The sequence below is a fragment of the Marinobacter alexandrii genome, from assembly GCA_039984955.1.
GTDB lineage: Bacteria > Bacteroidota > Bacteroidia > Cytophagales > Cyclobacteriaceae > Ekhidna.
In genome coordinates this window covers 229923-246599 of record JBDWTN010000006.1, presented here as the reverse complement: position 1 = coordinate 246599, position 16677 = coordinate 229923, and the positions used below count along the sequence as shown (strand labels likewise).

General features: G+C 41.3%; 6 protein-coding genes. 5 read left to right on the top strand and 1 reads right to left on the bottom strand.

Annotated elements, in window-relative coordinates; genetic code table 11:
* Positions 1 to 42 precede the first annotated feature (42 nt).
* Positions 43 to 1698: an acetolactate synthase large subunit gene (locus tag ABJQ32_05795; protein ID MEP5289142.1), complete on the top strand. Its 1656-nt coding sequence runs from the start codon at positions 43 to 45 to the stop codon at positions 1696 to 1698.
* Positions 1699 to 1780: 82 nt separating this feature from the next.
* On the top strand, positions 1781 to 3172 hold the full coding sequence (locus tag ABJQ32_05790; protein ID MEP5289141.1) for an aldehyde dehydrogenase family protein: 1392 nt from the start codon (positions 1781 to 1783) through the stop codon (positions 3170 to 3172).
* Between the two features lie 400 nt (positions 3173 to 3572).
* On the opposite strand, the gene ABJQ32_05785 is transcribed toward ABJQ32_05790, so the two are convergent.
* Positions 3573 to 5516, bottom strand: coding sequence for a hypothetical protein (locus tag ABJQ32_05785; GenBank protein MEP5289140.1), 1944 nt, complete (start codon positions 5514 to 5516; stop codon positions 3573 to 3575).
* A gap of 339 nt (positions 5517 to 5855) precedes the next feature.
* Here ABJQ32_05785 and ABJQ32_05780 point away from each other — a divergent pair, with 339 nt between their 5' ends.
* From ABJQ32_05780 to ABJQ32_05770, 3 genes are all read left to right on the top strand, one after another.
* The gene (locus ABJQ32_05780) at positions 5856 to 10964 is read left to right on the top strand and encodes a DUF5018 domain-containing protein (protein ID MEP5289139.1); all 5109 of its coding nucleotides are present in this window, start codon (positions 5856 to 5858) and stop codon (positions 10962 to 10964) included.
* A 595-nt stretch (positions 10965 to 11559) separates the two neighbouring features.
* Positions 11560 to 13863: a BspA family leucine-rich repeat surface protein gene (locus ABJQ32_05775; protein ID MEP5289138.1), complete on the top strand. Its 2304-nt coding sequence runs from the start codon at positions 11560 to 11562 to the stop codon at positions 13861 to 13863.
* A gap of 355 nt (positions 13864 to 14218) precedes the next feature.
* Positions 14219 to 16639 (top strand): BspA family leucine-rich repeat surface protein, encoded by a 2421-nt coding sequence (locus ABJQ32_05770; GenBank protein MEP5289137.1) that lies wholly within the window; start codon positions 14219 to 14221, stop codon positions 16637 to 16639.
* Positions 16640 to 16677 lie beyond the last annotated feature (38 nt).

The following is a 16677-nucleotide window of genomic DNA, read 5'->3' as shown; positions in this document are numbered from 1 at the left end:
ATATTAAATCTCTTATTCTCTTGTCTCATTTAAACGAAAAAAATGTCCAAAAAAGCATCCGACCTCTTTGTAGAAGCCCTGGAAAATGAAGGTGTAGAATACATCTTTGGAGTACCAGGAGAAGAAAACCTTGATCTACTCGAGTCATTGAGAAAGTCAAGCATTAAGCTCATCATCACCCGCCACGAACAAGGAGCGGGATTTATGGCAGCAACTTATGGTCGATTTACCGGCAAACCTGGCGTATGCTTGAGTACACTTGGGCCAGGAGCAACGAATCTCGTGACACCAGCGGCCTATGCTCAGCTGGGCGCCATGCCAATGCTGATGATTACTGGGCAAAAACCCATTAAAACAAGTAAGCAAGGTCGTTTTCAGATCATTGATGTGGTAGATATGTTCCAATCGCTGACCAAATTCACAAAACAGATTATCAGTGGAAACAATATTCCATCCCTCGTCAGAGAGTCTTTCAGGTTAGCAATAGAGGAAAGACCGGGAGCTGTACATCTGGAACTCCCGGAGGATATTGCTGCTGAAGATACCGATGCTCATCTTTTTGATGTAGACACTCACTGGCGTTCTGTTCCAGATCAAAGATCCATTGAAAAAGCGGTGAACATGCTCTCCGAAGCAAAAATGCCACTGATTCTCGTTGGCGCAGGTGCCAATAGAAACAGGACAAGTGAAGCACTTAGAAAATTCATTGATGAAACGAAAATTCCATTTTTCAATACGCAAATGGGAAAAGGAGTGGTAGATGATGCTCATGAGCTATGTCTTGGTACCGCAGCACTTTCCAGTGACGATTACATTCATTACGCCATAGATAAAGCGGATTTGATCATTAATGTAGGACATGATGTCATTGAAAAGCCTCCATTTTTCATGGAGCATGGAGGAAAGAAAGTCATTCATGTCAATTTCTTCTCAGCAGAAATTGACGAGGTATATTTTCCTGACCTCAACGTAGTAGGGGATATTGCTTCCTCCATCTTGGCAATCAATGAAAGCATATCGCCTCAATCTCATTGGGATTTTAGTTTCTACCATCGAGTGAAAGAAGAAGTAGAGACACACATTACGAAGTATTTTGATGATACGAGGTTTCCTCTTTTACCTCAGAGATTGGTAAATGAAGTAAGAAAAGCTATGCCTTCTGATGGTATCGTGGCTTTGGACAATGGAATCTATAAGATATGGTTCGCTCGGAATTATAAAGCACACCAGATAAATACCTTGCTTTTGGATAATGCACTAGCCACCATGGGTGCTGGACTTCCATCTGGTATGGCAGCCAAGCTAATTAATCCTGATAAAAAAGTAGTGGTCGTTTGCGGAGATGGAGGATTTATGATGAATTCCCAAGAACTGGAAACTGCTGTGAGAATGAATCTGAATATGGTGGTTATCATCCTCAATGACAATGCGTACGGCATGATCAAATGGAAACAAGAAGGAATGGGCTTTGATAATTTTGGGTTGGATTATAACAATCCTGATTTCATAAAATATGCGGAAAGCTACGGTGCAAATGGCTATCGAATCGATAGCTGCCAAGACTTTACAGAGACATTGGAAAAGTGCCTGGCCTCTACTAAAGGGGTACATCTGATCGATTGTCCGGTAGATTATTCACTCAATCACGAAATACTTAATGTAAGAATTAAAGAAAAAGCCAAAGAATTGATGCCTTAAAGCCACGGATAGTTAACAGCACTTTAGTTGGTAAACACTCTTTCATCAAAACAAAACCATTTGTAAATTTCAACCAAATAAAATGAGCACTCTTAAAGTATACGCGCCCTACGATCAATCGCTGATCAAAGAATTGCCACTTCAATCTTCTGAAGAGATGCATGCATTATTGAAAAAAGCATACAATCTATTTCTCGATCGGTCCAAATGGCTCGAAAAGCATGAACGCATTACGATTTTAGAAAAGATTGCAAGATTGATGGAAGAGCGATCAGAGGAAATTATCAGGACCTCAGCACAAGAAGGTGGTAAACCCTGGAACGATACCAAAGCAGAAATGGACAGAGCGATCAATGGAGTGAAATTAGCCATTGAGAACATAGGTCATCATAAGGGGGAAGAAGTACCCATGGGACAAACGGCGGCTTCTGTTGGTAGAATGGGATTTACTTTCCGTGAGCCTATTGGTGTAGTAGCTTCTATCAGCGCTTTTAATCATCCCATCAATCTGATTATTCACCAAACCATTCCAGCGATTGCTGTGGGCAGTCCGGTGATCATTAAGCCAGCACCTACTACGCCTCTTACGTGTCTTTTACTCACAGATATTTTCAAAGAAGCAGGGTTGCCAGAGGGCTGGTGTGAGGCATTAATCTGTGACAATGAAGTTGCACAAGAACTGGTAACAGATCCAAAAGTCAACTTTTTCTCTTTTATAGGTTCTTCAAAGGTGGGTTGGTATTTGAGGTCGAAACTTGCGCCCGGCACCCGGTGTGCATTGGAGCATGGCGGTGCTGCTCCAGTAATCGTAGAGCCCGATGCAGATTTTGAAAGTATGATGCCTGCCTTAGTAAAAGGAGGGTATTATCATGCAGGTCAGGTTTGTGTTTCCGTTCAGCGTGTATTTGTACATGAATCTATCTTGGATCAATTCACCGAAGAAATGACAAAGCAGGTCAAAGAAGTGAAGACAGGCGATCCATTGAATGAAGATACAGAAGCAGGCCCATTGATCTTACCTAAAGAAGTAGATCGGGTAGAGGAGTGGGTAAATGAGGCAGTTAAAAAAGGCGCTAAGCTGCTATGTGGAGGCAAGCGAATCTCTGATACGTGTTATGAGCCAACGTTGATTTTAAATCCACCAACAGATACCAAAGTTTCACAACAAGAAATTTTTGGTCCGGTAGTTTGTATATATAGCTATTCAGACATGCAAGAGGCCATTAAGCGAGCCAATGATATACCCTATCATTTTCAAGCTTCTGTCTTTACCAAGAACATTGATCAGGCACTAGATGCCGTGCATCGATTGAATGCTGCAGCTGTGATGGTCAACGACCACACCGCATTTAGGGTAGATTGGATGCCTTTTGCGGGAAGAGACGAGAGCGGATTGGGAATTGGGAGTATTCCGGATACCATGCACGATGTTTCCAGACAAAAGCTAATGGTGATTAAGAGTGCAGCTCTTTAAGTTTAAAGGAAATGAGTATTTATTGATACATATCTAATGGAAAATAGCAAAAAATCAAATCAGGAAAGTAATCTTTTTATTTATGTATTTATGGCCCTTCTCCTGGGAGTAATGATCGCTTGTTATTTGTTTCTTTAGAAAGAGGCTGAACTTTTAATGCGGCTAGCCTGTAATCTTTTAACATCTTTATGAATAATGTGATATTAATTCAATTTGCATTCTTGTGAATGACTCATTACTCGTAAATGCATTTTAAACCTCTTTTTGTTAACGAAATGATTGAATGAGTATTAAAAGATTTAGACATAAGTATCACTGAGGAGACCCTTAAGAAGATGACTGATATCGTCAACCACCAATCACCGTTTGAAATTCTTTTATAAAGGTGAGTCGACTCACCTTATGAAATCGTATTTACTGATAAGGCAGGTTTATATGCTTCACCTTTGCTAAATGCATCTAGAAACACATGCAGATCTGCATATGGGCCTAGATTCATTTTCTTTTTTATACGCCTTTTGGTTTGTTGGATGGAAGATTTTGCGACATCCATGATTTGAGCCATTTCTGCATTATGCATTTTCATTCTTAAAAACGCACAAATCTTTAGATCCTTCATAGTCAGGTCGGGAAATTCATTTTCCAGCTTTTCAAAAAAATCAGGATGTACACTCTCAAAATGTACTTTGAAGGATTGCCAATGACTTTCAAAGCCTTTAACCTTATCAACATGTCTAAGAAGACTCTTCTTCTTTTTTTGATCTATTTCCGCAAGCTCGTCTTTTAAGTCACGTTTTAAGTTATCAAGGTTTTCGGTCATATTAATCCACTGGACCGAAGAAGTGGTAAGCAACCGAGCTTTTTCATTTAGTTCTTTTTCAAGAATTTCTTTCTTGTCCTCTACCAGCCTGAGCTTTTCCTTTTGGAATTTCAAACGTTTTTTGTAGTAATACACCGCTCCAATGGATAGGAGAATGACTAAAAATGCTAAAATGATTTGGTAGTTTTTTCGTGTGATCGCTAAGGCCTGGATCTCTGCAGCTTGCTGTAAGTTTAAAATTTCCTGTTCTTTCTTTTCTGTTTTGTATTTGGTTTCCAACTCAGAAATCATTCGCCTGTTCTGCTTACTAAACAAGCTATCTTGCAATTCAAGCTTTTTTTTGTAGTAGAAAACAGCCTTTTCATACAGCCCCATCTCTTCAAATACCTCATAGCTTATGGTTATAAGGTTGTTAGATTCAATCGAAGTGAGGGTAGCGTTAAAGATATCATAGCTATCTGCAACCTTTACCTGGTCTGCTGCTGTAGCTGGTTTATTTGTTTTATGGTAACACAGAGCCAGTAGTAAGTGTAAATACCTACCTAGATAGATTTTTCTCGCTTCGTTAAATGAAATTTGGTCAAAAGATTGAAGATTTTCTTCAAGTAGTAAAATCGCTTTATCTAGGTAACCATAAGCAACATAAGCTAATGCCAGGCTTTGTCTTGCTTGAAAATTTTGCTCAATACTGCCGATCTTTGTACTATAAGAGAAACTTAGCTCTGAAGATTCAATAACTTTTTTCGTATCACCAAAAATCTGGTAGATCCTTGCTAAACGTTTGTAGTTTTTGGCTAGCATTCTCCATGATTCAGTTTGTTTTTGTAGTTCAATTGCTTTGATCAACTCTTTTTCTGCTTCTTCTGGTTGTCCTACGTCAAGTAAGACACTTGCAATATTTGTAATGAGTATGGAACGAGTTTCAATATCTTCTTTATGATATTTCAGTGCTAGTCTATAATATTCCAGTGCTTTTGGATAATCACCGAAGTAGTCGCAATACAGTGTGCCCAGGTTGTTATAGATCCCATCCAAAAGGGAAGAATCATTTTTACCGAGATACAGTAATTCTGCTTTTTGGTAATAGTGTAGTGCGGAATCTTTGTTTCTTGCATAATGTAAAAACATATTACCCATAGATGAATAGGTATTTGCAAGACTGATATCATTATTCGTTATTAAACCATAATCGATGGACTTCCTAAAATGATAGTTAGCTGAGTCAAATTCCTTAAGTCTGGCATACAAGGAGCCATATAGTTTGTGCATCGTAGCACGATATTCATCATTGCTCGTTTTCTCAATATGTCTTTTTAGTTCCGATAGATACATTGCAGTTGTATCATCGACATTTTTACCATTAAAATTCTGGATTAGGTTGACTAGCGCATGATACCTGACAGAGTCGTTTGAAGATAACAACTGTGTCTTATATTCATCAATCTTGTTCTTTTCTTGAGAATATAGATTCCCAAAAGAAAAGATTAAGCTCAATAACAATAGATTAATAGATGGGTTTTTCATGGTGTCTTCTCATTTCAAGCTTAAGAATCGTATTATTTCAATTGACGGTTGTTTTTAGAGTAGAGATAATGTGATTATTCCCCTCTCCACAATACAAAACATTTACATGCTTAAGTCAGGTCTATTCCACGCTTTTTTATTAAGCAGTGTTCTTTTTGTAGGGCATATGTATATAGCCATGTAGGGCATATGTAGGTAGCCACCCTGTCATTTTACAGTCCATAAATATACTTATTTGCAGAATAAATTAAACTAATCCGTGATTGTGCGGATGATGTTATCTCAAAATCCTTTGTAAAAAGATTTAAGTCAACGATGAGTCAATTCAACCTTAGCACTGTGAAAAAATTTTACTTTACCATATCTTTCATGGTTATGCTAGCCTTTCAGGGCATGGCGCAAAGCCCGTTCATCACTTCCTGGTCGGTGACTGACGGTGATGAAATTACCATACCAGTAAATAACAGTCTCACTTACGACTTTAGCTATGTCTGGAAAGACGATACCGGGGCGGAGATCGCTTCCGCTATAGAAGTGACCGGAGATATAGTACAGCCATTTAGTCTAACAGGTACAGTTACGCTGGAAATCACAGGTGCCTTCCCACATTTTCAAGGCTACCCAAAAGATCAACTGCTAGATGTGCGGCAATGGGGAGACATCGTCTGGGGAAGTATGAGTGCAAGTTTTCAAGACTGGACAGGTACAGGCTTTAGTGCGACAGATGTACCTGATTTGAGTCAAGTTAAAAATATGTCTGTAATGTTTCGTGATGCCGATAATTTCAATCAGGACCTGAATTCCTGGGATGTGAGCAATATCACCAATATGCAGGCCCTTTTCAGACAAGCGGATTTATTTAACGGTGATGTTAGTAACTGGAATGTGGAAAATGTCACCAACATGGAGCGTGTATTTGAAAGTACATTGGCCTTTAATCAAGATATAAGTGGTTGGGATGTTAGGCAGGCAACAAGTATGCGTAACATGCTTAACGCTTCGAATCTGTCTACGGCTAACTATGACAAGATATTAATCAGTTGGTCTGCGTTGGAAGGCTTGCAAGAAAACGTAAGCTTTGGAGCAAGTGACATCACTTTTTGCATAGCAACTGAAGCAAAAAATATATTGGAAGGCTTAGGCTGGACGATCACAGATGCAGGTCAATCCTGTGAAGAATTCACCAGAATTTTATCCTTTAGTCTCGAAGAGCAAGTAGGCGAAACTACCATCGATTCGGACGATTTTACTGTGGCTGCCACGGTGCTTCTTGGTACGGATCTTACAGCACTTTCTCCGGCTATTGAGCTAGCTGCTGGGGCTATTAGTTCACCAGCAGATGGTGAAGAAGTAGACTTTTCTTCAGGTGCTGTTACTTATACGGTCACTTACCAAGTAGACGGTGCAGAAACTACGGTCGTTCAAGACTGGGAAGTGACGGTATCCGCTCAAGCACAAGCCAATGATGAAACAGATATTTTATCCTTTGCCTTAGAAGAGCAGATAAGTACCCCAGAGATTGATAAAGAAAACCATACGATACGTGCGGAAGTAGCTTTTGATGCACCCATTGAATCATTGGTGCCGATGATCACTGTGTCGGAATTGGCAACTATTTCGCCTGTCAGTGGTGATGCTGTTGACTTTAGCGAGTCGGAAACCAGTCCGGTTGTTTATACAGTAACAGCCCAAGACGGGATTACCGTGCAAGACTGGGAAGTGACGGTAGTTGTAGAGCCCGTCGAAACAGATATTTTAAGTTTTAGTGTACCAGGGCAAGTGGGAGTTTCAACCATAGATACAGACAATCATACGGTAGACTTGCTTGTAACTGAAAATACAGATGTGACATCCCTTGTGCCAACGCTGACCGTGTCGGAAGGGGCCACGATCAGTCCAGAAAGTGGCGTGGAGCAAGACTTTACCAATGAGGTAATCTACACAGTAGTAGCTGAGAATGGAATTACCGAACAAGACTGGACCATCAATGTAAATCTATCCGATCAACGTCCTTTCATCACCTCCTGGTCCACGACCATAGATGAGGAGACCATTTCCATTGCATTGAATGGAGGTTTTACGTACGATTTCAATTACGTATGGAAAGACGAATTAGCGAATGAAGTGACATCGGGTACTCATACGACAAGCGATGGCTCGTTCGATACGGAATTGCCAACAACAGGTAATTATACACTGGAAATCACAGGTACCTACCCGCATTTCAGAAACTACCCGAAAGATCAACTGCTAGATGTACAGCAGTGGGGAGATATAGTCTGGGGAAGCTTTGGAGAAAGTTTTCGGGACTGGCCGGGTGAAAGTTTTAGCGCACCCGATTCACCTAACCTCACAGACGTCACGTCTATGCAAAATATGTTTCGGGGTGCAAGCAATTTTGATGCTGATCTGAGTTCCTGGAACGTGAGTAATGTCACGTCTATGCGAAGTATGTTTCAGAGTGCAAGTAATTTTGATGCTGATTTAGGCTCTTGGGACGTTGGTAATGTAACGGATATGATTGAAATGTTTCGGAGTGCAAGCAGTTTTAATGCCGATCTGAGCCGGTGGAATACGAGTAATGCACAACTTATGGGATTTATGTTTTCTGGGGCTGTAAGCTTTACCTCTGATATTAGCTCTTGGGATGTGAGTAGTGTAACCACTATGACTAGCATGTTCAATGGCGCTAGTAGTTTCAATAGTGGTCTAAGTTCCTGGAATGTGAGTAATGTCACGTTAATGCGAGATATGTTTCGAGGTGCGACCAATTTTAATGATGATTTAAGCACTTGGGATGTGAGTAAAGTAACTAGGATGGACAACATGTTTAATGGAACTTCACTTACCTCACAGAATTACGATAAGATATTAATCGGCTGGGCAGCTTTACCCAGCCTGCAAGAGGGTGTCAGTTTAGGAGCAGGAGGCATTACGTTTTGCAAGGCTGCCGCTGCAAGGTCAGTGCTTTCTAATGATTTTGGGTGGAGCATCACTGACGCAGATGAATCTTGCTCTGATGAGACGGACATCCTCTCATTTGTTTTGACGAATCAAACAGGAGATGCGGTGATCAATACGGATGATCATACCATATCCATCGAAGTACTTTTTACGAATGTACTGGATACCCTTACCTCGATCATTACCTTATCGCCAGGAGCTACAATTGATCCAGCTAGCGGTGAGGAAGTGGATTTTACCAGTCCGGTAACTTACATCGTTACCGCAGAAGATGGTACTACCACACAAGATTGGATCATTTCTGTTAGCGTGGCTCCACCTAGTGAGGAAACAGATATATTATCTTTTGAATTCGCAGAACAGACAGGTGCTGCGGTGATCAACACAGTCGATAACACCATCGCTATCGAAGTAGGATTCGGAACAAATGTCTCAGCGCTCGTACCGACATTTATTTTATCGCTGGGTGCTACCAGTAATCCAGTAAGTGGTGAAGAAGCAGACTTTAGCGATGCTGTAGTCTACACCATTACAGCACAAGATGGTATTGCCACACAAGAATGGACGGTTGAAGTAGCAGTAGCTCCAAATATGGAGACAAATATTTTAACGTTTGAACTATCCGAACAAACAGGCGCTACTTTAATTAATGTAGTAGATCACACGATAGCAATCGAAGTAGAATTTGGTACAGATGTAACCGCATTGGCACCGACGATCACTTTATCGGAAGGCGCAACAAGCAACCCGGCAAGTGGTGTAGCACAAGACTTTACCAGTCCGGTGACCTATGTTGTTACAGCAGAAGATGGAGTTACTACACAAGATTGGGCAGTTATGGTAACCATAGATAGTGAGGAACCAGATACCGATACCGATATCCTGACATTTACACTCGCAGAACAAACAGATGCTGCGATGATCAACATAATCGATCACGAAGTGACTATCGAAGTAGCTTTCGGTACGGATGTAAGTGCCCTTACTCCTACGTTCACCTTATCAGAAGGTGCGACGAGCAATCCAGCAAGCGGTGTAGCACAAGACTTTACCAGTCCAGTGACCTATGTCGTTACGGCAGAGGATGACGTTACCACACAAGATTGGACAGTTATGGTAACCGTTGATAGTGAGGAGCTAGATACCGATACGGATATCTTGACATTCATACTTGCAGAGAGAACCGAAGATGCAGTGATCAACACCACAGACCATACGGTGGCTATCGAAGTGGAGTTTGGCACAGATGTAAGTTCGCTTGTTCCGACGATTACTTTATCGGAAGGGGCAACCAGCGACCCAGCAAGCGGTGTAGCACAAGACTTTACCAATCCGGTGACCTATGTCGTTATGGCAGAGGATGGAGTGACCACCCAAGACTGGACAGTTACAGTAACCATAGATAGCGAGGAACCAGATACCGATACGGATATCCTGACATTCATACTTGCAGAGAGAACCGAAGATGCAGCGATCAATACCACAGACCATACGGTGGCTATCGAAGTGGAGTTTGGCACAGAGGTAAGTTCGCTTGTTCCGACGATCACCTTATCGGAAGGCGCTACCAGCAACCCGGCAAGCCGTGTAGCACAAGACTTTACCAGCCCAGTGACCTATGTCGTTACAGCAGAAGACGGCACTACCTCACAAGAATGGACAGTTACGGTAACCATCGGTAGTGAGGATCTAGATACCGATACAGATATCCTGACATTCATACTCGCAGAACGAACTGGTGATGCAGTGATCAACACCACAGACCATACGGTGGCTATCGAAGTGGAGTTTGGCACAGAGGTAAGTTCGCTTGTTCCGACGATTACTTTATCGGAAGGCGCGACGAGCAATCCAGCAAGCGGTGTAGCACAAGACTTTACTAATCCGGTGACCTATGTCGTTATGGCAGAGGATGGAGTGACCACCCAAGACTGGACAGTTACAGTAACCATAGATAGCGAGGAACCAGATACCGATACGGATATCCTGACATTCATACTTGCAGAGAGAGCCGAAGATGCAGCGATCAATACCATAGACCACACGGTGGCTATCGAAGTGGAGTTTGGCACAGAAGTAAGTTCGCTTATTCCGACGATCACTTTGTCGGAAGGCGCGACGAGCAATCCAGTAAGCGGTGTAGCACAAGATTTTACCGATCCAGTGACCTACGTCGTTACAGCAGAAGATGGAGTTACCACACAAGATTGGACAGTGACAGTCACGGTGGTTGACAGTCCTTTAGGGCTGGATAATGAGATAGATCTCAGAATATATCCCAATCCAGTGAGCGATGTACTTCAAGTGAAAACGAAGGAAGAAGTATCCATCAGTCTGACAGATTTGAATGGGCGAGTGATCATTGGGGAGAAACAAGGAAGCCTGTTCCAGATGGACTTGAGCCAACTGCGAAACGGAACGTATCTCCTCATGATAAAATCTGATGGTCAAGTTAGCTCACACAGAATAATCAAAACCAACTAAAAAGCAAAATAGCCAAAGGCCAATTGCCAACAGCTAAAAAGCAACTAAGGAAGCATTTCACTAAGGCGGAATGCAGCTAGGGGGCTGTTATCAGTCCCCTTTCATTGTCCCTTATTGTCAAAAGTGATAACAAAGGACGACAGACACACTTTTTGATCTTGGCAATTACCTATATGAAAATGATTAAAATCCAACTAAATATCTCCGACCTTATTGCATGTAGGAGGGCGGGAATGAAAGTTTGGCGGGCGCGGGAAGGCTACTGTGGAGGCAGCTTTCAAATTTCCGGGCAGGCGTTCCTGTTGAGTTTTTTGACGGTTCGCCGTTGCGATTCCTTTTTTTGTCAAGAAAAAAAGGAAGGCTGAAATGGCAATGAAATGCAGTCTACTTGGGGAGAAGACACTTTTTGATTTGCTACAAAAAAGTCTTCAGAGAGTCAAAACCGAACATAATTACTGTGTTAAAATTTTACTTGGATGCCAATAATTTGGAACTCAAATAAGGTCATTCCTTGATCATAAAACAACCCCTTTTAGGGACTTAAATCGGAAACGATGACGACTTAAGAATTTACAACTATGGACAAATTATAATTATGAAAAATTACCTAACGATTATTTTGTATTCCCTCATACTTTTGGGTAGTACACTGATTTATGCACAAGAATCAAACCCTTTTATTACCGAATGGAGAATAATAAGCAGCTTGACGATTGAACTAAACCCAAACCTCAATTACAACTTTAGTTATGTGTGGAAAAATGAGAATGGTGATGTGGTTGAATCGGGTAGGCACACCTCATCAGATGGGGATTTTATCACAAGAGTATCAAGAGGAGGCTCTCACACCTTATTGATCAGTGGGGCTTTCCCTCACTTGTTTGACTACCGAGAAATTGCATTATTGGATGTGATAAACTGGGGAGATATCGCTTGGGAGAGTTTCGCTGGTAGTTTCAGAGGGTGGAATGGAGCAACCTTTAGCGCTCAAGATGCTCCCAATCTCTCACAAGCTACAGATATGAGTAGCATGTTTGAGTCTGCAAGGAATTTTAATGGTGATTTAAGCCACTGGGACTTTAGTAATGTTAGAAATATGAACAGTATGTTCAAGGAAGCGGCCAAATTCAACCAAAACATGGTCGTTTGGGATGTAGGTAGGGTGACGAATATGAGTCACATGTTTGAAGATGCCACCTCTTTTGCAAAACGCTTGTCTGGTTGGGATGTGCGAAGGGTCACCGATATGAGTAGCATGTTCAAAGGCGCTACAGCTTTTGATGGAAATCTAACCGACTGGGATGTCAGCAGGGTTACAGATATGAGTAGCATGTTTGAAGGTGCTTCTAATTTCGATGGATACGGTAACGACCTCAATGACTGGAATGTAAGTAGGGTCAGGAATATGAGTAGCATGTTTGAAGGAGCCACTTCATTTGACCAAAAAGTAAAGGGCTGGGATGTAGATAGAGTCACAGATATGAGTCGCATGTTTAGAAACGCTCAAAAATTCGATCAAGACATCAGTAACTGGGATGTTGGCAAGGTCACAAATATGAATAACATGTTTTATAACGCCTATGATTTCAATGGGGGCGGTGACAATCTGAACAATTGGGATGTGAGCAAAGTCACAGATATGAGTCATATGTTCGAACATGCAACGAGTTTCAATAGAAGAATAAAAGGTTGGGATGTGGGAAATGTGATAGATATGAACCACATGTTCTTCGGTGCATCCAAATTCAACGCCGGTGGCACAGGAGAGTTCAGAGGTACTGGCAAAAAGCTCAATAGGTGGGACGTAAGTAAAGTAACTAATATGAGTAATATGTTTGCTCTTGCCTCCAAATTCAATCAAAAATTAAATGATTGGGATGTTGGCCGTGTGACCAATATGAGCGGTATGTTCTATTTGGCAAGAAACTTCAATCGTAATTTAGCACGTTGGGATGTAAGTAATGTTACCAATATGTCCAGTATGTTCAGAGAGGCCTTCTTTTTCAATACAGGGGATACTGGACTTGGGATCATAGATATTAACCCCAATAGCCTGAATGAATGGGATGTCAGTAATGTAACCGATATGTCTAATATGTTCAGATCCACTGATTTTAATGCCAAAATAGAAGACTGGGATGTAAGTAATGTAACAGACATGGGAGGCATGTTTGAGTTAGCGACTGATTTTAATAAGAATCTAAGCGAATGGGAAGTAAGAAGTGTTATAAATATGCGAAGCATGTTTGCTCAGGCAGTTGACTTTAAAGGAAAAGATGAAAGTCTGAAAAACTGGGATGTCAGTAAAGTAAGTGACATGAGCAGTATGTTTTTTGGCGCCAGAAAATTTAACAATAACATAAGTAAATGGGACGTGAGTAGTGTTACAAATATGTCCCAGATGCTTGAACAAACTGAAGATTTCCAGTTTTATAATCAGTTACTCATTGGCTGGGCAGAATTAGATGTCTTACAAAATGGTGTGAGCTTTGGCCCTACAGAGCATAAGTTTTGTGCAGGAGCTGAAGCCCGTAGCAAGCTCATCAATGAGTTTGGTTGGAGGATTGACGATGGAGGAATCAGCGGGTCATGCAATTCCAGCACTAACGCAAGAATAGCAGAAGAGACAGATACGGTAGAGACCCTCGAGGTAGAAGGTGAAGTTGCTGATGCAGCATACTTATTGGTGTATCCAAACCCTACCTCAGATGTTTTGTCAGTCCAATCTGCCGAAGCGGTGAGTATTTATCTCACAGATCTTGCGGGTAAGACCATTATTTCAGAAGTAAAAGGCAAGAACCTAACCCTAGACATGAGCACTGTCAAATCAGGAACGTATCTGCTCTACATTCAAGACGATGCAGAGGTAGAGGTGAGAAGAATCATTAAACCAGAATAGGCAAGTAGCCTACAAACCTGAAACTCGATTTATTTTTTTGAAAACAGACCTCCAAATTTTTGTCAACGTGACCCGGTCAAATCGAAGAATTGAGATTTCTTTTTTCATGTAAGAACCGATTTAAACATTTAAGTATCAGCTAAAACAATATAAATATTTCTCCTAACGTCGAAAAGACAAGAATTTGGAGGGTTTTAATAAGTTTTAAAATCGAGTTTCAGGTTACCAGATTTTTTTAATAAACCCACATTATCCGGGTTAAAATCCATCTGCCCCATGGTGCATGTCACCCTCCAGAGCAGGTGGATTTATTCACCTTATATCTCAACTTTTTTTAAACTAAATATTATCAGCTATGGATAAGAAATATCTATTCACTTTTTTCTTGGGTTGCATTTCGTTGCTGCCCCTGCGTGCACAAGAATCAAACCCTTTTATCACCGAGTGGATCACTTTATCTGATGGAGAAGAGGTCACCATCCAACTGTTTACAGATTATGACTATGACTTCAGTTATGAATGGAAAGGTGCCAATGATTCCATCTTAACATCTGGTGTACACACCTCGGCAGGAGGAGATTTTACCACGACACTTCCAACAGCTGACACGTACACGTTAGCTATCAGTGGAATTTTCCCATACTTTAGATGCGATCACAATAAAAAACAATTAGTAGATGTACTCAATTGGGGAGATATTGAATGGAAGAATTTTGCACTAAGCTTCTTTTTATGGAAAGGAGAATCATTTAGTGCCACGGATGCACCTGACCTAAGTATGACGACAGATATGTTTTTGACATTTGCTGACGCTACCAACTTTAATGGCGACTTAAGTCATTGGGACGTTAGTAACATCACCAACATGTATGGCACATTTATAGGTGCCGAGTCATACGATAATAACGGGGCTGACCTATTCACATGGGACGTAAGCAACGTAACAAACATGAGCTACCTATTTGCTGGAGCGTTCTCGTTCAATAGAAGGATAGACACCTGGGACGTGAGCAATGTCAAGGATATGAGTAGCATGTTTGAAGAAGCAACTTCTTTCAATCGTCTGCTAGGTGACTGGGATGTAAGTCAAGTCACCAGCATGAATAAGATGTTCAAAGGAGCCACTGCATTTAATAATAACGACTACAACCTAAATAAATGGAATGTCCATAACGTCACTGATATGAGTAGCATGTTTGAGGGAGCCACTTCTTTCAATCAAGATATAAGTGAATGGAAAGTCAGTAATGTCGTCAACATGAGTAGCATGTTTGAAGAGGCTACTGCATATAATAATGATGGTCATGACCTGAAATCATGGAATGTAAGCAGTGTAACGGACATGAGTCATATGTTTGCAGGGGCGTCCTCGTTCAACAGAAAGATAAACACGTGGAATGTGAGCAATGTCAAAGATATGAGTAGCATGTTTGCTGGGGCATCCAAATTCAACAGAAATATTGGCTCCTGGAATGCGGCAAAAGTCACCGATATGAGCAGTATGTTTGAAGGAGCTACTTCGTTCAATAATGAGGATAACCCGTATAGTAATAATGATAACGGCAACTTAAAGGACTGGAATGTAAGTAAGGTTACCAATATGAGTCGCATGTTTGCTGGAGCCTCCTCATTCAATCAGAAAGTGAAGAATTGGAATGTCGGTAAGGTTACCGATATGAGTAACATGTTTGCTGGAGCCTTCTCTTTCGATCGCAATCTCAAAAACTGGAATGTAAGCAAAGTCACCAATATGAGTGCCATGTTTAAGGGCGCATCCGAATTCAACGGTGGCGGTTCTAACCTAAACACATGGAACGTAAGCAAAGTGACCAACATGAGTAGCATGTTCGAATCAGCTAGCCTTTTCAATAAAAAGATAAAAGATTGGAACGTGCGTAATGTTACGGACATGAGTAACATGTTTGCTTTGACTGAGAGATTCAATAAAGACCTAAGTGCCTGGAATGTAAGTCAAGTAAGAGACATGAGCGGGATGTTTTTATTTGCCCAAAAGTTCCTTAATGGCGGGACCATAGTACAGGGAATTCATATAGGCAATAATTTGAATGACTGGAATGTAAGTAAGGTCACCAATATGAGTTTTATGTTTTCCATTACCCAGTTTAATGTTAAAGTAAACGATTGGGATGTTAGTAATGTAACAGATATGAGCAACACGTTTAACGGTGCTGTACGATTCAGCAGAGACTTGACTAAATGGGACGTGCGTAACGTGGCAGACATGAGTAATATGTTTGATGATTCTGACCTGGACGATATCAAATACAACAACCTGCTAATTGCCTGGGCATCCCTCAAAAACCTAAACGAAGGTGTACCTCTAGGAGCTAAAGATCTAACCTACTGCTCTGGAGCTGATGCGCGAGAGAAATTGGTCAATGAATATGGTTGGATCATTACGGATGGGGGGATCAAGGGGTCATGCAATTCCAGCAGATCTTCTGAAACCCAAAATGCTAGCGCAAGAATAACAGAAGAGACAGATAAGGTGGAGAAGACCCTTGAGGTAGAAGATGAAGTAGCCGATGCAGCATACTTATTGGTGTATCCAAACCCTACCACAGATGTCTTGTCCGTTCGATCATCCGAAAAAGTCAGTATTTACCTCACAGACCTTGCGGGTAAGACCATCATTTCAGAAGTAAAAGGCAAGAACCTGAAGCTAGACATGAGCACTACCAAATCAGGAACGTACCTGCTCTACATTCAAGACGGAGCAGAGCTACGAGTTAAGAGAATCATTAAACCTGAATAGGCGAATCATCTATCAAACTATTTATCTACCCCTGAAAG